The 16,005-nt window shown below is 44.4% G+C and carries 17 protein-coding genes, 2 tRNA genes and 1 pseudogene; 15 read left to right on the forward strand and 5 right to left on the reverse strand.

Translation table 11 applies throughout. From position 1 onward, the window contains the following. Nucleotides 1–35 precede the first annotated feature (35 nt). Nucleotides 36–111 (forward strand) — tRNA-Ala (locus NLX78_RS00760). A 12-nt stretch (nucleotides 112–123) separates the two neighbouring features. Next, nucleotides 124–196, forward strand: a tRNA-Lys gene (locus NLX78_RS00765). Between the two features lie 84 nt (nucleotides 197–280). On the opposite strand, the gene NLX78_RS00770 is transcribed toward NLX78_RS00765, so the two are convergent. From NLX78_RS00770 to NLX78_RS00780, 3 genes are read right to left on the reverse strand one after another with little or no spacing between them, the layout of a single operon-like run. Next, nucleotides 281–1,282, reverse strand: a complete 1,002-nt coding sequence (locus tag NLX78_RS00770) for an alpha/beta hydrolase family protein (RefSeq protein WP_254349380.1) — start codon at nucleotides 1,280–1,282, stop codon at nucleotides 281–283. A 17-nt stretch (nucleotides 1,283–1,299) separates the two neighbouring features. Continuing rightward, nucleotides 1,300–1,932 (reverse strand): GNAT family N-acetyltransferase, encoded by a 633-nt coding sequence (locus NLX78_RS00775; protein ID WP_254349381.1) that lies wholly within the window; start codon nucleotides 1,930–1,932, stop codon nucleotides 1,300–1,302. Nucleotides 1,933–1,949: 17 nt separating this feature from the next. Then, complete coding sequence (locus NLX78_RS00780; protein WP_165175957.1) at nucleotides 1,950–2,705, reverse strand: helix-turn-helix domain-containing protein; 756 nt, start codon at nucleotides 2,703–2,705, stop codon at nucleotides 1,950–1,952. 223 nt (nucleotides 2,706–2,928) lie between these two features. On the opposite strand from NLX78_RS00780, the gene NLX78_RS00785 reads away from it, so the two are divergent. From NLX78_RS00785 to NLX78_RS00810, 6 genes are all read left to right on the forward strand, one after another. Further along, a complete protein-coding gene (locus tag NLX78_RS00785; protein WP_061828666.1) occupies nucleotides 2,929–3,807 on the forward strand; it encodes a radical SAM/SPASM domain-containing protein in 879 nt (292 codons plus the stop codon). A gap of 237 nt (nucleotides 3,808–4,044) precedes the next feature. Next, a complete protein-coding gene (locus NLX78_RS00790) occupies nucleotides 4,045–4,317 on the forward strand; it encodes a hypothetical protein (RefSeq protein WP_254349382.1) in 273 nt (90 codons plus the stop codon). After that, entirely contained in the window at nucleotides 4,318–4,554 is a 237-nt protein-coding gene (locus NLX78_RS00795) for a hypothetical protein (RefSeq protein ID WP_254349383.1), read from the forward strand. A 3-nt stretch (nucleotides 4,555–4,557) separates the two neighbouring features. Further along, on the forward strand, nucleotides 4,558–4,773 hold the full coding sequence (locus NLX78_RS00800; RefSeq protein WP_254349384.1) for a helix-turn-helix transcriptional regulator: 216 nt from the start codon (nucleotides 4,558–4,560) through the stop codon (nucleotides 4,771–4,773). A 40-nt stretch (nucleotides 4,774–4,813) separates the two neighbouring features. Beyond that, on the forward strand, nucleotides 4,814–5,686 hold the full coding sequence (locus tag NLX78_RS00805) for an ABC transporter substrate-binding protein (RefSeq protein ID WP_254349385.1): 873 nt from the start codon (nucleotides 4,814–4,816) through the stop codon (nucleotides 5,684–5,686). A 351-nt stretch (nucleotides 5,687–6,037) separates the two neighbouring features. Continuing rightward, entirely contained in the window at nucleotides 6,038–7,732 is a 1,695-nt protein-coding gene (locus NLX78_RS00810) for a methyl-accepting chemotaxis protein (protein WP_254349386.1), read from the forward strand. Between the two features lie 184 nt (nucleotides 7,733–7,916). Here NLX78_RS00810 and NLX78_RS00815 read toward each other — a convergent pair whose 3' ends face one another. Then, nucleotides 7,917–8,804 (reverse strand): LysR family transcriptional regulator, encoded by an 888-nt coding sequence (locus NLX78_RS00815; protein ID WP_254349387.1) that lies wholly within the window; start codon nucleotides 8,802–8,804, stop codon nucleotides 7,917–7,919. Nucleotides 8,805–8,930: 126 nt separating this feature from the next. Here NLX78_RS00815 and NLX78_RS00820 point away from each other — a divergent pair, with 126 nt between their 5' ends. The 4 genes from NLX78_RS00820 to NLX78_RS00835 all read left to right on the forward strand — a co-directional run bounded on the left by NLX78_RS00820 (nucleotide 8,931) and on the right by NLX78_RS00835 (nucleotide 13,612). Further along, a complete protein-coding gene (locus tag NLX78_RS00820) occupies nucleotides 8,931–9,602 on the forward strand; it encodes an O-methyltransferase (protein ID WP_250261836.1) in 672 nt (223 codons plus the stop codon). A gap of 353 nt (nucleotides 9,603–9,955) precedes the next feature. After that, the gene (locus NLX78_RS00825; RefSeq protein WP_254349537.1) at nucleotides 9,956–10,702 is read left to right on the forward strand and encodes a DeoR/GlpR family DNA-binding transcription regulator; all 747 of its coding nucleotides are present in this window, start codon (nucleotides 9,956–9,958) and stop codon (nucleotides 10,700–10,702) included. A gap of 2 nt (nucleotides 10,703–10,704) precedes the next feature. After that, the gene (gene pfkB, locus NLX78_RS00830) at nucleotides 10,705–11,616 is read left to right on the forward strand and encodes a 1-phosphofructokinase (protein WP_254349388.1); all 912 of its coding nucleotides are present in this window, start codon (nucleotides 10,705–10,707) and stop codon (nucleotides 11,614–11,616) included. Between the two features lie 67 nt (nucleotides 11,617–11,683). Further along, on the forward strand, nucleotides 11,684–13,612 hold the full coding sequence (locus NLX78_RS00835; protein WP_061828658.1) for a PTS fructose transporter subunit IIABC: 1,929 nt from the start codon (nucleotides 11,684–11,686) through the stop codon (nucleotides 13,610–13,612). Nucleotides 13,613–13,775: 163 nt separating this feature from the next. Here the strand turns inward: NLX78_RS00835 and NLX78_RS00840 are convergent, their stop codons facing one another. Then, nucleotides 13,776–14,651, reverse strand: coding sequence for a LysR family transcriptional regulator (locus tag NLX78_RS00840; RefSeq protein ID WP_061828656.1), 876 nt, complete (start codon nucleotides 14,649–14,651; stop codon nucleotides 13,776–13,778). A gap of 111 nt (nucleotides 14,652–14,762) precedes the next feature. Here NLX78_RS00840 and NLX78_RS00845 point away from each other — a divergent pair, with 111 nt between their 5' ends. The 3 genes and pseudogenes from NLX78_RS00845 to NLX78_RS00855 form a co-directional block, all read left to right on the forward strand. Further along, a complete protein-coding gene (locus NLX78_RS00845; protein WP_235307990.1) occupies nucleotides 14,763–15,149 on the forward strand; it encodes a tautomerase family protein in 387 nt (128 codons plus the stop codon). Beyond that, nucleotides 15,146–15,481, forward strand: coding sequence for a carboxymuconolactone decarboxylase family protein (locus tag NLX78_RS00850; protein WP_254349389.1), 336 nt, complete (start codon nucleotides 15,146–15,148; stop codon nucleotides 15,479–15,481). Before NLX78_RS00845 ends, NLX78_RS00850 begins: the two co-directional genes overlap by 4 nt. 176 nt (nucleotides 15,482–15,657) lie before the next feature. Next, a pseudogene (locus NLX78_RS00855) lies at nucleotides 15,658–15,879 on the forward strand (family 1 glycosylhydrolase); the annotation flags it as partial. Nucleotides 15,880–16,005: the final 126 nt, after the last annotated feature.

The raw sequence follows: 16,005 nt of genomic DNA on the forward strand, positions 1-16,005 counted from the left end.
AAGTCGCTTGAAACGTTGATTAACTTACTTACGATGGGGCCTTAGCTCAGCTGGGAGAGCGCATCGCTGGCAGCGATGAGGTCAGGGGTTCGATCCCCCTAGGCTCCACCAAACTTTTATTATGGACTCTTAGCTCAGTTGGTAGAGCAGTTGACTCTTAATCAATTGGTCCAGGGTTCGAGTCCCTGAGAGTCCATCCTTTAGAAAAAACGGCAGAGATGCCGTTTTTTTGTTGTTTATAGATCTATTCCCAGTCTAACCGAGAACAGTTATGGGGTTTTCATTGATTGACATAATCGGCAAGGATTTTGAGATACTCGTCATTCACCAATTTTCTTGGGGCGAATACGGCTGTTAAAAAAGTTAGAGATTTTGAACGCGCGATTTTTTCATTCATCATGGAATGGTCGCCTTCAGGTAAATGAATAACGGACAGCAGCTCTGCGGGTATTTTCTGGCGGTAGACTCGCTCGGTATCCTTTACATCAACATTAATATCTTTGCCAGCCAGAACCAAGAGTACAGGAGAATGGAAGTGACTTAATTCTTCGGTGGAATCAGACCGAAAATTTTTGCCTATAAAGCTCCATCTTTCTTTGGAGATCATATCCTCAGGATCGGCTATGCTTAGGTATTCTTCATAAGAAGCATGTTTTTTCAGTAACTGTAGAATCTCTTGATCGTAGTTCAATGTCTTTTGAATTTCTTGCGGAGTAGCTCCTTCTTGCTCCATTTCTTTTCTGGTATTAAATTGTCCTTGGGAAATCCAGTTCACGGCAGGCGATACAAGGATGCTGAATGCAATATCATGTTCGTCTTTAACGATCTTCGGAATGACCCATCCTGCTTGACTGGCTCCCCATAGGCCGATTTTTTGCGTATCAATCATCGGCAAGGTTTTCGCCCAGTCTATTGCATATCGGATCTCCTGTGCGCGGTCCTCCATGCTTTGATCCAGCCAATTGCCAGGGGCACTATTAATACCGGGCTTATTCAATGACAGGGAGGCATAACCCTTGGAGGCGAACTTTTCCCACAGTGGTTTGTATCCATCATCATATGTGTCATTAATAGGACCATCCCCATGGACAAAAACAACCAATCCAACCTTTTCCGAGTAGTTCTTAGGCAAAGCTAATGTACCTGTTAACAGCCCTTTAGGCGTCGTGATTTGTATTTTTTCTTCTGTCATCTTGTAGGAATTTTGATATAGAACAATGAGTATTAAGGCAACCGCCAGAGCTGCCGCAATACCCAAAGTAAGCTTGAATGTTTTTTTCAATGGTGCTCTCTCCTCGATTACAATTTCGTTCCTTTCCAACTCATCAGATGCCATACAGGCTCCTTGAACCAAAAATGCGGTAACCCATTATACTTGGATTGTTCTACTTCAAACGCCAGTTTGTGATACAAACGGATAGTCCCTTGGTTCTTATGCGCTACATGAAGCGTCAATGTATGAAAACCAGATTCAACCGTAAATTGCTGTGCGAAAGCTAGAAGACGGCGTCCTATTCCCTGGTTACGATGACTTGAACGAATTGCCAGATGATCAATGTAACACTCATCTGCAGCGGGGGGATACTCCAGCGCATGCATACCTGTCAAAAATTTAAATATATTAAAGCAACCAAACTGTTTTATGAGCGGAGCCAAAGAAATGGGGGTTGTTTCAGGAAGTGAAGAGGAGGAGGGTTTCCATTTAAGAGAAAGAACACCGATAACTTCTTCGTTTTCTTTGGCTACAAATTGTTTCATAGATGTAGAATAAGGATTTTGAACCCAAACCTGCATTAACAACTGCTGTATAGCTTGATCCTCCAGTGTAACAAGAGATTGGAATTTTGCTTTAAACGATTCGACTAAAAGACTACAAACAGCTTCATGGTCTTGTTTCTGGTATGCAACAATGTCAAAGGATTTTGCACTCATGTAACGCCCTCCTAGATTTATTCTACTTTAACTTGAATTTCGTATTGCAGCTTGTTGTTGTCGAACATCGAAAGATAAGATTTTTCTACTAGGACAATCTTGCTTTGGCAGTTATATTGGTGATGAGCTACATATCGTTCCATTTGTTTAATTTCATAATCAATCTCAGGCTCTTCAATGACGGAAAGATGCTTATAAAGATAGTTGCCTTCTTCCAGAATATAGTCAGCCACATCCACCGTTTCATAACACAGCTTCACCTGTCCGGCATCAGACAAGTAATGCAGGTCATTTTCAAATAATCGAGGTGGGGCAGGGTGGTGTTCAAATAAGTTTCCGGCAGTGAGCTCTTGACCATTCTCCAATGCAAACCATAGCTTTAAATGACGGGGACCTAATCGTTTGACCTGATATTCATCATTTCGCTGAGTCAGGCTATCATGTTCTTCTAGCACTTTGTGAATAAACTGTTCATGCATCTTCAAGTTAGCTATTTCAGCTTGTACCTTCTGCAACGAATGCTCTAAAAGCTGGTTATAGTCATCGGCAGCATAGGAAGTCATACATTCTTGAATCTGACCGACAGGGACATTTAATTTGCGTAACAATAAAATATGCGAAAGCTGATAAATCTCATGAATCCCGTACATCCGATATTGATTTTCTTCTGTATGTGATGGATACAGGATTCCCTTTTCTTCAAAATATCGCAGTTGATGTACAGATACATTCATGAGCTGAGCAAGCTGACTGATCGTAATGTGTTCTTTCAATGACAGGACTCCTTACTGATAGTTGAATAACTCCACTATAAACCTTAGGTCAGACCTAGGGTCAATAGAAAATATCAAATCTTGGATAGGCATAGGTGTCGAGCATTTGATGCCCACACCAAGGGGAGGCTGGAGAGTTTACCTGTCGGTGATAACCCGTTATAATCATAAGATTAGTGAGCATAAACAAGATGCTCAGGATGAAGGTTAGAATGGGGAAATCATGTTGAAAACTTTTAAAAAGGTATACATTGAGATAACGAGCATTTGCAATCTTGCATGTAGCTTTTGTCCTCAAACACAGCGTGTCAAAAAATTTATTGATCCGGAAGTCTTTCGAAATGTGCTTGATCAGGTCAAACCACATACGGATTACATCTATTTGCATGTAAAAGGAGAGCCGTTGCTCCATCCGAAAATTGATCTTTTGTTGGAAAGTGCTCATGAGAAAGGATTGAAGGTCAATATTACCACCAATGGTACCTTGCTGCCGAAGACCGGACATAAGCTGCTTGGGCAACCAGCGCTGCGTCAGATGAACTTCTCTCTTCACAGCTTTGACGGGCACGAAGGCTCCGTGGATCGAGAAGGATATTTGGGTAATATTTTCACGTTTGTAAGAGAAGCAGTAAAACACAATGTCATTATTTCGTTCCGTCTCTGGAACCTGACTCAGGATAATCTGACTAATGTGCAGCGTCAGCGCAACCGGGAAACGCTTGAACGACTGGAGCAAGAGTTTGGACTGGACTATCGGATTGAGGAAAAGGTGATACCGGGCAGTGGGGTCAAAATCGCACCAAATGTTTATTTGAATCAAGACCATGAATTTGAATGGCCGAGCCTCAGTGCCCCGGAAGATGACGGAAAAGGCTTTTGCCATGCACTCCGTAGCCAGGCGGCGGTATTGGTGGATGGAACAGTGGTCCCTTGCTGTCTGGATGGAGAAGGTGTCATTAATTTAGGTAACGTGCACGAACAATCTTTTTCCGACATTGTGGAAGGGGAGCGTGCCAACCGTCTGTACTTCGGTTTCTCCAAGAGAGAAGCGGTAGAAGAGTTATGCCGAAAATGCGGGTACCGCAAACGATTTGGAACATAATCATACAGGTGAGCTCTAATCAACAGTAGAATGAATTGCAAGAAAGATAGCCCTTTTGCAGGGCTTTTTTACATATATTTTGATATATACATACATAATCAATGGTTTTGAACTGTTCAGAGGAAGTTAGATACAATCGATTGCTTGTGAGAATGATTATCAATTATAATGAATTTAATTCTGATAGCGCGGAATAAGAAGTGAAGGAACGGTTTGGATGGAGGCTGAGCAGTAGTAATGAAGTTGAACGATCACATTTTGCTGTGGAATCATGTTTTTATACAGGTGATGGATGTTCGTCATAAGAAGATCGAAAAAGGGGAGGAGCTACGAACCTATCGACTTCCTGTTAGTGCGTTCTTGTATGCTGTGCGTGGAAGCGCACGGGTACGGTTGGATAAAAGTATTCACAGGGTAGAGCGTTTCCATGTACTGCATGGTGGAAAAGGAAAATCCTTTTCAGAATCAGTATGCTTTTGCACCTCATTACCCGCTGCCCCTGTACGATAAGTGAAGCTGTTGGAGCAAGAATGGCGTGAAGCTTCTGGACTTGGCAAACTGCATGTTAAAGCCTTATTTCATAAATTTGTATATGAGTTGTTGCAGCAGTTGTATGGGCAGAGCATCGAACCTCTTAAGCCCGACCTTGTATCGCAGGCTGTAGCCTATATGCGTGAGCATTTTAGTCGGCCTATGACACTTGAGTCCATTGCGGAGGAGCTACAATGCAGTACTGGACATTTATAAAGGTTGTTCAAAAGTAAAATGCATACCAGTCCGATTCATTACTTGGGCCAAGTAAGAGCAGATCGAGCAGCAGAACTGCTAATGCAGACGGACGCCACTTTTATTCATGCACGGAAGAGTCAAAATAACGGCCATGATGATTATGTTGTGTTTATCATTGATGCTGGGAGCTTGCTCGGCTCCGACGAATACAAATGGAAGCTCGTAAACGAAGGCTAATCATACAGCGACATCATCCAACAGCGATGGACAAGCGGCAGTGCAAGCACAGACAAGAACGGTTAAGACATTAAAAGGCGATGTGGAAGTACCTGCAAACCCGAAACGAATGGCATCGGATCAGTATATGGGGCATCTTTTGAAGCTGGGGATTATTCCGGTGGGGGTCAGAAGCTATATGCTGAATGAGGCTTGGATTGATCAATCGGGATATCCCAAAGAGAAGTTGGCCGGAATCAAGGATCTCGGTGATTTTCCTATGGATTTGGAGGAACTGACCGTTCTGCAACCGGATTTAATTATCGGTTCAATCGAAAAGAACATCGACAGCTACCAAAAGGTAGGAACGACCGTGTTCTTGCCGTATTGGGAGGGCGAATCTACAGCGGGGCCGCTGGATAAATTCCGCAGAATCAGTGAAATCTTTGGCAAGCAGAAAGAAGCCGAGCAGTGGATTACTGAATACGAGAAGAAAGCTGCAGAGGCCAGAACGAAAATTCAAGGTATCGTTAAGGACGGAGAGACGGTTTCAATTGTACAAGTCGCCAATAAATCGATATATGTTTTGGCAGCGAAAGGCGGCAATTACGGAAGTCCGACCATTTATCAGACGCTAAAGCTACCACCTACCAAGAAGGCATTGAACATGAAAGAAGGATTTGAAAATATTTCACTTGAGGTTTTACCCGAGTATATGGGAGATCACATCTTTGTATACGGTTCAGAAGATGAAGGGGCTAATCAGATTCTGCATAGTGAGCTATGGAAAGGACTTCCGGCTGTAAAAAAAGGACAGGTTTATATGTACGGTTCATTCAGCGATAAAGAGGATGAGTTTGTAATGGAAGATCCTTATTCATTGGAACTTCAATTGGAAACGATAGTTAATCTCTTATTAGCCGACAAAAAATAAAGCTGAATACAGCTATAAAAATTGAAAATACGTTACCGATGAAACACATGATATATAGAAAAATAAACTGCTAAAAACGAGGATGAACCTCTGTGTTTAGCAGTTTTTTTGTCGTAATTTAATAGGGGCACTCTCTCACCTCAGTCGCTTATGGTAGTCGTCACCGCGCCATTAATGACGGCCGTTCGCTGCAACGCCCCCGTTTACAAAAAACAGTGACTATTCTCACAAAAAACGACATATTCCGACACTGGAATGCCATATTATAGTAAGTGTTGATAGGCTATAATCGTAGCAGTGAAAACGGATGGTCACAAAAATTTATTAGAGTCAGGATTGGTGGTTCAAATAATGAAGCTGGCAACAAAATTAACCTGGATGATGCTCATCATACTGCTTCTCGTAGGCTCCTCCATTGGATACTTCGGATATCGTACCGCTTATCATCAAGTGGATGAAGCTGCTGGGATCGAGCTGGTGGGTTGCGCCAATATTACGACTGGCCTTATAGATCCTGCGGATATATCGGCTCTGGTCAGTGGAGATAACAGCAAACTTGCTGCCATTGAAGACCGGATCGGCTGGATTGTAGCACATAAGCCTATTTTTAAAGAGGCTTTCATTATCTCCTTGGATGGAAAAATTCTGGCCGCCGATGCCAACTTCAAGCAAAGAGGCTATCAAGCTGGCGATTCCTTCTACTTCACAGACGAAGACAAAAAAATGATAACTACCATGAAGCATTCAGCATATTCCAAGGTTTATACATATGAAGGAACCTCGCTCAAAACCGGATACGGCCCCATTTATCAGGACCATGATCCCACCAAGCCCATTGTTGCACTGATGGCCATCAATTTTGACGGTTCGTTAATTCAGGAACGGACGTTGGATATTATTGTTCAGCCCTTTATTATTGGCGGCTCCATTTTCATCGTGGCTATCCTTGTTGTTTACCTGTTGATTCGCCATATGGTAAGTCCGCTTACCAGGCTGTCAGCCTCTGTGAATACCATTACCAAAGGCGACCTTACTCATGAACCGCTTCTTTTCAAAAGCAAGGATGAAATCGGGACGCTGGCCCGCGACTTCAACGATATGACAATGAACCTGCGCAACCTGATTACTCAGGTCAATGACACCTCTATGCTGGTCGCTTCTTCGTCTCAAGAGCTGTCTGCCAGCGCACAGGCAACAAACCGTGCTGGAGAGCATAGCGTGAATGTTACGATTGAGTTGGCCGATGGGGCGCATACCCAACTGGAGAATCTGGAAGGAAGCTATAAAGCTGTTCAGGATATGTCACGCTTCATCAGCGATATTGCCGGCAATGCAGACATCGCAATGAACAAGGCCGCGGATAATGTCCAGAAAGCACGTCTTGGCCGGGAATCGATGGATTCCACCACCTCCCAAATGGGAGTTGTCAGCGAAAGCATCGGCGATCTCTCAAGCATTATTCATACGCTTGGCAGCCACTCCAAGGAGATTGAGAACATTGTCGGCACCATCGCCAGCATCGCCGAGGAGACCAACTTGTTGTCTTTGAATGCAGCGATAGAAGCTGCGCGCGCCGGAGAAGAAGGTCAGGGCTTTGCCGTTGTCGCTGGCTCTGTCCGCAAGCTGGCCGAACGTTCTGCCAATTCTGCCACACAAATCAGCGAGCTAATCAGTCTGATTATCGCCCAAATGGACAAGGCAGGAGAAACTATGAAGCGTTCCACGGACGAAATGATGCAGGGCAAAGAGTTGATCATATCAGCCGGACGCTCCTTCTCCGAGATCGAGGTCTCCATCTCCGATATGTCTTCCCAAAGCGAGCAAATATCAGCCACAGTTCGGGATCTGGCGCTGATCTCTGAAGGGCTCGTTGAAGCCATTCAGAATACCGTAATGGTCTCTAACCATACGGCTGAAGGGGCAAAGTCCCTGTCAGCCTCTTCGGAGCAACAGCTTGCTGCCATGCAAGAAGTGGAATCCTCCGCAGCGCTTCTCTCATCACTTGCCGAGAAGCTTCAGGTGCTTGTGGAGAACTTCAAGATTTAAATATTCGGGGTTCAAAGAGAAATAAACCGCTAAAAGACGAGGGTAAACCCTGTGTTTGGCGGTTTTTTTATAGTGATTTTACCAAGGCATTCTCTCAGTCGCTTATGGTAGTCGTTACTGCACGCAGTCATGGCTCTTGTTATTTTAAAATACAGCGCTAGTGTACACAGGTGCCTAATGCTCATTAGGAATGGTTACGTATGAGTTGAATGAGATTTAGAGTAGCGGTAGATAGGGGTTCGTTTTTGCGGGTACAGATGGCGATTGAATTGAGAAGCTGGATGTCTTCTACGTATACCCGGCACAGTTCGCCACGTTCTACATATTCACGCACGACCAGTGAGGACACAAAGTTGGCACCATATCCGGCAATAACTGCGGTAATCGCCTCATGCAGCCCTGTGAAGTTTAGGGTGACCTGGGGGGCGGGGGCATTGTAGGTTCGACATAAGGAAAATAATCTCTCCCGTGTCGAGCTCCCCTTTTCACGCATAACAAAGGGTTCATGCATCATTTCCAATAAAGAAACCTGTTGATTTGCATACCGATGATCTGGAGCTACCACGAACCACAATTCATCACGAAATAATTCTTCAGTCTGAATCGTATCGGGATACTGCTCAGGCAGTCCTCCGTATATAGCCAAATCCACTTCTATATTTAATAGCTGCTGCAAAGCATCGTTGGAATTTGTAGTGTTAATCGTCATTTCAACATGTTCATATTGTTGTTTGAATTTTGCAATCCAGGCCGGAATGAGAAAATGAGCCGGTAAATAAGTAGCCGCTAGCCGGATATGACCATGAGCTCCACCACGATAATCTTGTGAAAATTGTTCGATTTGCTGTTCGACAGCAAAGAGCCGTCTGGCGAGTACAGCAAGTTTTTCACCAGCATCCGTTAAGGCAATCCCTCTTCCTAGCGGCATGAGCAGTGTGAGAGATATTTCTTTTTCAAATTTTTTAATCTGGGCGGTAATCGCAGGTTGGCTAATATTTAAAAGTTCAGAGGCACGTGTCACACTCCCTGTAGAGGCGACCACGTGAAATAAGCGTAATGCATGCAGGTTCAAGACCATACTTCCTTTCCGACAGATTCATATATGTAGATTATGAATAGAGCAAAAACATATATTATTTTTATAATAATAATTCATTTACAATCAAATTGTAAGTTAATCCAAAGGAGAGTGGAGCGAATGAATCAAACGAACACGTGGGATCAAGTAGACCAGTATATCTCGGAGTGTCTCATTCCGCATGATGCTGTCTTGGAACAAGTATTGGCTGCTAATCAAAAGGCGGGATTACCTCCGCATGATGTATCCCCCAATCAGGGAAAGCTATTAAATATCCTTGCTCAAATGCAGGGAGCGCGACGTGTGCTGGAGATCGGTACTTTGGGAGGCTACAGTACAATCTGGTTGGGAAGGGCGTTGCCGGAGGATGGAGAAATAGTTACGCTGGAAGCCAATCCGATCCATGCTAAAATTGCCCGGTCGAATATATCGTTGGCTCAGTTGGATGGAATAGTGGAACTTCGGGAGGGAGACGCTTTAGAGCAGTTAGCACAGATGAAAGAGGAGAGAGTTGACCCCTTTGATCTGATTTTTATCGATGCGGATAAACCCAATAATCCATTTTATCTGGATTGGGCACTTCGCTTCTCACATCCTGGCACCGTTATTATCGGTGATAATGTTATCCGTGAAGGAGAAGTGGTTCAAGCTTATAGCACAGACCCTCGTGTGCAGGGAGTAAGAAAGTTTTATGATATGCTAGCTGAGGAATCAAGAATTACAGCTACAGCTATCCAAACCGTGGGGAGCAAGGGGTATGACGGTTTCGTCATTGGAATCGTTAAGGGCTGAACGCTAAGCGTCTCGATTGGCTAAACACAAAGGGGAGCAGTCCTCGTGTTTAGCCTTTTTCTGAGCAGTAGAGAAGGTGGGGACGAATTGTGCGCATAATGGTAAAATAGTACTGATGGAAGCTTTAGAACGTTTTTGAACGTTTACTGCTGAATTCCTATGTAAGAAGAATGAATTTACATAAAAGCAGATGAAATTTCTTTGAAATGTAAACGCAATCATGCTGATTAGAGCAGGAATTCACCATTTTGTAAAAAAATGAAGTCGGAATGAATTTTTTTGAATCTTTTTGAAGAAAAATGATTGTTTTTTGTCAAGTTTGTGGTACGATATGAACAGTTGGGGGAATGATGATGCTGACGGAAGAAAGATACAAGTTAATAATACGGCGCTTACAAGAATGTGGGGTTGTAAAGTTGCAAGAATTGGCTGATCTGTTGGGAGCTTCTGAGTCAACGATTCGGCGTGATTTGATAGATCTTGAGAGCCGTCAGTTGCTCAAGCGGATTCATGGCGGGGCAACCTTGCTGAATCAGAAAAGTCAGGAACCTGGCATGGAAGAAAAAACATTCAAAAACGTTCAAGAAAAAAATGCAGTGGCCCGTATAGCAGCCAAAGAAATTTTGGATGGCGAATGTATTTATCTGGATGCGGGAACAACAACGATGGCGATGATTCCTTACATTGAAGCTAAAGACGTGACGGTCGTGACGAATGGACTATCCCACGTAGAAGCACTGGTAAGCAAAAGAATCAGAAGCTATCTACTGGGAGGGATGATGAAAATTCATACCAAAGCCGTAATCGGGAGTATTGCCCTACAAAATTTGGACAATTTTCGATTCGACAAGTGCTTTCTGGGAACGAACGGGGTGGATATGGAAATGGGGTATACAACTCCTGATCCCGAAGAGGCGCTGATCAAGCGGCGTGCCCACCAGCTGTCTGGCAAAACGTATGTGTTAGCCGATTCCAGCAAAATTGGAGAAGTAACCTTCGCCAAACTGTTCGAGCTCAAGGAAGCTATACTTATTACTGAATCGATGCCAGAACGGTCACGCCGATCCATCGCTCAGAAAACTAAGATAATCGAGGGATAACAATGATATATACAGTAACGCTGAACCCTTCCATTGATTATATCGTGGAAGTTGATGATTTGAAGCTTGGTGATTTGAACCGGATGAAACGTGATTTAAAACTGCCAGGTGGTAAGGGAATTAATGTATCACGTGTACTGAACCAGTTGGGAGCAGATAGCACGGCGATTGGTTTTCTCGGAGGGTTCACAGGCAGGTTTATCGACGATACATTGCGGGAAGAATCCATTAAAACTGATTTTGTAATGATCGAAGATGACACACGGATTAACATTAAGCTCAAGCATGGCGATGAAACGGAAATTAATGGTTTGGGACCTGCGATTCGTGAGCAAGAGGCCGATGCGTTGGTGCAAAAGCTGGCGGGACTCCAGAAAAATGACATTGTCGTCTTGTCGGGAAGTATTCCGCCGTCACTTGGAGGAGATTTCTACGATCGGCTGATTAGCGTATGCCAGCAAACTGGAGCTGAATTCGTCATCGACACCACAGGTGAGGCGCTGATGAAGGCACTGGTTCATAAACCGCTGCTCATCAAGCCGAATCACCACGAGCTGGCTGAGCTGTTTGGCGTAACGATTCATTCAAAGGAGGAGATCGTCACTTACGGTCGTAAGCTGCTGGAAGCAGGCGCAAAAAATGTACTGATTTCCATGGCAGGAGAAGGGGCTTTGTTCATTACGGCAGATGAAGTGTATCACGCAAATGTACCAGCAGGTACGGTGAAAAATTCTGTAGGCGCAGGTGATTCAATGATTGCTGGATTCGTGGGTACGCTGGCTCTTCATGGCGATCCGATCGAAGCATTCCGTGCAGGAGTGGCATCCGGAAGCGCAACTGCGTTTTCCGATGATCTGGCTACTAAAGAGAAGATTGAACAATTACGGCCGCAAGTCACGATTTCAAAACGGTAATCCGGCTGCATCATGAGCTTATTATGCGTGTATTGACACGCTGATCGAACTTAGGAGAGTGTGAAAAATGAGAATAACAGACCTGATGATTAAAGAAACGATGATCATGGACCTGCAGGCGACGACAAAAGACGAGGCGATTGAGGAGCTTATCGCTAGTCTCGAAGCAAGTGGACGTATTAATGACCGTGCCTTGTTTAAAGAAATGATTTACAAACGTGAAGCAGAGTCTAGCACTGGAATCGGCGGCGGCATTGCGATGCCGCATGCCAAGACTAAAGCCGTGAATGAAGCGACTGTCGTTTTCGCCAAAAGCAGTAAAGGCGTAGAATTCGAATCGTTGGACGGTGAGCCGGCAAAAGTGTTCTTTATGATTGCGGCTCCAGAGGGAGCAGCAAATACGCATCTTCGCACACTAGCTGCTCTTTCCCGGCTTCTAATTGATACCGATTTCATTGACAAACTGATGAATACGCAAACACCGGATGAAGTATCCGAGCTGTTTGATACCAAGCAGGCGGAAGAAGAAGCAGCCAAGAAAGCAAAAGAAGCTAAGAAAGAGGCTGCCAAAGCACAGAAAACGCCGGATGTTATCGTTGGTAACCCGAATTCAGACGAGTTTGTGGTTGCGGTGACTGCCTGCCCTACAGGCATTGCGCATACGTTTATGGCTGAAGACGCTCTCATTAAGAAAGCGACAGAAATGGGTGTTAACATCCGGGTAGAAACGAATGGCTCGGAAGGTGCGCAAAACGTACTGACAGCGGATGAAATTCGCCGTGCCAAAGGTGTAATCGTTGCTGCTGACAAAAAGGTTGAAATGGCCAGATTTGACGGTAAACCTGTATTGCAAAGACCGGTAAGCGACGGTATCCGTAAATCTGAGGAACTGATCCGCAAAGCGCTGAACGGCGATGCCCCAATTTATCGTAGTGAAGGTAAAAGCAGCGCTGAAGAGTCGAAAGCGGAGAAGAGCAGCGTGGGCAGTAAAATCTATAAGGATTTAATGAACGGTATTTCTCATATGCTGCCATTCGTTGTAGGCGGGGGGATTTTGTTAGCAATTTCCTTCTTGATTGAACAAGTGGCAGGAGAAGACAATGCATTGTTCCAACTGTTGCAGACAATTGGCGGTGGAACAGGTGCGTTCCACTTCCTGATTCCGATACTGGCCGGATTTATCGCGATGAGCATTGGAGACCGCCCGGCACTGATGCCAGGTATGGTTGGGGGTCTGATGGCTGTAAACTCTAATGCAGGCTTCCTTGGCGGTCTGGCAGCTGGTTTCATGGCTGGTTATGTGGTGATCTTCCTGCGTAAAGCTTTTGCAGGTCTGCCGAAAGCACTGGATGGTTTAAAACCAATCTTGTTATACCCTGTATTTGGACTTCTAATTTCAGGCGCGATTATGTTCTACCTGTTCGATCCAATTTTCGGTGGTATTAATACGTGGCTTGTTAATGTTCTGAACAATTTGGGAACAGGTAATGCAGTTATTTTGGGTCTGATCCTGGGCGGAATGATGTCGATCGACATGGGTGGTCCTTTTAACAAAGCAGCTTACGCATTTTCGATCGGTGTCTTTACTTCCAGCGGTAACACGAACGGTGCCATGATGGCGGCTGTTATGGCGGCTGGTATGGTACCTCCGCTGGCGATCGCATTAGCTTCGACGTTCTTCAAAAATAAGTTTACTGAGCAAGAGCGCAAGTCTGGCTTGACGAACTATGTACTTGGATTGTCCTTCATTACAGAAGGAGCCATTCCATTCGCAGCTGCCGATCCTCTGCGTGTCCTGACCTCTTGTATTGTAGGTTCAGCGATTGCTGGTGGTCTGACGCAGTTCTGGCAAATCAATCTTCCAGCTCCACATGGCGGAATTTTTGTAGCAGCTCTTGCCAATCATGCTTTGCTGTTCTTGCTTGCAGTCGTGATCGGCTCCGTGATTTCCGCGCTCATTCTGGGACTGTGGAAAAAACCGCTCGAAGCGAAATAACGGGTATGTCAAGAGTATAAAAATTAAAAGAGGGCCACATTTCTTTAGGCCATCAAAATAGTAAAGCCGCTAAACATCAGGTTTTCTGAGTGTTTAGCGGCTTTCTTTATGCAAAGGTGTCGGCTTTGCCTATATAGCTTAATTAGTAGTTATTGCATTGGAGCTATAGCCTATAAAGCCCCTTAACCAGCTGTATAAACAGCTTTCGGGCCGAAGACATATACTGCTGGTGATGGTTGTTTTGTAGCAGTCCAATAGGAATATTCGGGTCTGTTAACTGGAGGGGGACGGTAACCAGTTCCTCCGGCAAAGGCATTGACGATAGAACCACTCCAACTGATGGAATCGTTTTTACAAATGTGGCGATCGACGAGATTTGACTGACAGTATAAAAAAACGGCATCGACGGAAAGCGGGAAAGCTCTTTCTCCAGTCGTATATGGTACAAGCAGTTCTTACCTCCGACGATAAGCGGGTACTCGTACAGATCTTCGAGATAAAGCTCACTTTTTACCGCAAAAGGGTGATTACGGGACACAATAAAGGCGATGTGTTCGTGATATACGGGTTCAAAGTGTAAGGAAGGAATCGAGTGAGGTTCCCCGGAGATTGCAAAATCCAGCTTACCGTCCACCAAAGCATTTGCGAGTGCATCCGTGTTTCCAACTGTAAAATGGCACGTAATATTCGGTTTATGCTCTCGAAACTGCTGCAGAACCAAGGGCAGTACGGTAGCCGCCACCGTTTCAATCACACCGATATGGAGCGTGCCAATCTCCTCCTTTTTCAGAGACTTCGCCTGGTCCATCACAAAATTCCAATGCTGAATAAGCCCGTTTATCTCCTCGGCATATAGTTTGCCTGGGGACGTTAACTCTGCATCCCAACCCCTTTTAAAAAGCTGAAATCCCAGCTCTTTCTCTAGCCTCTGGATTTGGTTCGTGACTGTAGACTGAGCGTAGTTTAATTTGGCAGCAGCTTTTGAAAACGTTCCTTCTTCGATTATGGTACGAAATGTAGTTAATTCTTTCAGATCCACGCATGTTCATCTCCATCGGTAAAATTGAATATATTTATGATTATTTTCAATTATACAGATGAAAATAAGAGGAGTACAATCATCTTATCCCAGCGAATAGGAGAGATGAACATGCCATTTGTACGAATTGGCTACATGGAGCAGCAATACACAGAGCAAGAGTTGCCTTGGATTAGTCGCTGTATCATGAATGCTTTGATCGAACATTTTCAGGTTCCGGAAAAAGATTACTTTCAGGTTTTTCATGCTCATAAGCAAAGCGAGTTTTATTATAGTCCCGATTATTTGAATGTATCCAGAACAGACAAGTTACTGTACATCCAAATTACAATGGGATCGGGTAGAACTACGGAACAAAAAAAGAGTTTCTACCAAAAGTTAGCGGAACTCTTATCTATTGAATGTAAGGTTAGACCGGAGGATCTATTTGTGACACTGGTAGAGACTGAATTAGAGGATTGGTCCTTTGGCAACGGACTTGCCCAGATGATTGTATGAAGCATAAATTGATCAGATCGAGTATTCGGGAAACCATCGGTGATTTTGCTCCCGCTTTTGTAGGTTATACGGAGGATGTTCTTTTTGGAAATGTATGGAGAAGAAGTGAGCTATCTCTAAGGGAACGGAGTCTCATTACCGTTGCCGCTCTGGTAGCGTGTGAGCATGTAAATCAACTTCCTTATCATCTGAAACTGGCCAAGGAGAACGGAATTTCGGAGGAAGAACTGGTTGAGGTCATTACACAGCTTGCCTTTTATGTAGGATGGCCCCGGGCAGCCTCAGCTATTCAGGTTGCCAAAGAGGTGTTTTGCAGAGGGAAAGAGAGTTAAGCATGAACCTAAAAACTGCTAAGCACAAGGGATTGCGAGTGTTTGGCGGTTTTTTGGCATGATTGTGTTGTTATTCTGCATTGAAAGCGGTATAGTAAGAGTAATTGAATGAGGGTTGAAGTGCCCTTCGGGATTGTTACTGATAAGCAGGCGATACCCAAATAATGACTAATTGAATCGAGCAGATTCAACTGGCAATTACAGACGGTGTAGAAGTATTCGGCTTCTGTCCGTGGTCTGCAATTGATCTTGTTAGTACCCATCAGGGCTCCAGCAAGCGTTACGGGTTTATCTATGTGGATCGTGAGGAGTTTGATCTCAAGGATCTGCGTCGTATTCGTAAACAAAGCTTCTATTGGTATCAAAAGCTGATTTCCACAAACGGTGAAATTCGTTAATTAAAGCTGCCGTGAAAAAGCACCTCCTTGAAATGGATGTTACCATTTTGAGGGGGTGTTTGTATTTGTAGCCTTGGGGGAGAGTCTGACTTCATTCAAGCATCCAATTACTCCTTTCCCAGAAGT

Origin of the sequence: Paenibacillus sp. Lou8.1 (genome assembly GCF_024213565.1) — a bacterium.
GTDB lineage: Bacteria > Bacillota > Bacilli > Paenibacillales > Paenibacillaceae > Paenibacillus > Paenibacillus polymyxa_B.

Excerpts from the sequence above, each read along its gene's own strand:
- NLX78_RS00845 (WP_235307990.1), top strand. The coding sequence starts at position 14,763 with ATGCCATTTGTACGAATTGGCTACATGGAGCAGCAATACACAGAGCAA.
- NLX78_RS00790 (WP_254349382.1), top strand. The coding sequence starts at position 4,045 with ATGAAGTTGAACGATCACATTTTGCTGTGGAATCATGTTTTTATACAG.
- NLX78_RS00775 (WP_254349381.1), bottom strand. The coding sequence starts at position 1,932 with ATGAGTGCAAAATCCTTTGACATTGTTGCATACCAGAAACAAGACCAT.
- NLX78_RS00820 (WP_250261836.1), top strand. The coding sequence starts at position 8,931 with ATGAATCAAACGAACACGTGGGATCAAGTAGACCAGTATATCTCGGAG.
- NLX78_RS00835 (WP_061828658.1), top strand. The coding sequence starts at position 11,684 with ATGAGAATAACAGACCTGATGATTAAAGAAACGATGATCATGGACCTG.
- NLX78_RS00810 (WP_254349386.1), top strand. The coding sequence starts at position 6,038 with ATGAAGCTGGCAACAAAATTAACCTGGATGATGCTCATCATACTGCTT.
- NLX78_RS00825 (WP_254349537.1), top strand. The coding sequence starts at position 9,956 with ATGCTGACGGAAGAAAGATACAAGTTAATAATACGGCGCTTACAAGAA.
- NLX78_RS00850 (WP_254349389.1), top strand. The coding sequence starts at position 15,146 with ATGAAGCATAAATTGATCAGATCGAGTATTCGGGAAACCATCGGTGAT.
- pfkB (WP_254349388.1), top strand. The coding sequence starts at position 10,705 with ATGATATATACAGTAACGCTGAACCCTTCCATTGATTATATCGTGGAA.
- NLX78_RS00785 (WP_061828666.1), top strand. The coding sequence starts at position 2,929 with ATGTTGAAAACTTTTAAAAAGGTATACATTGAGATAACGAGCATTTGC.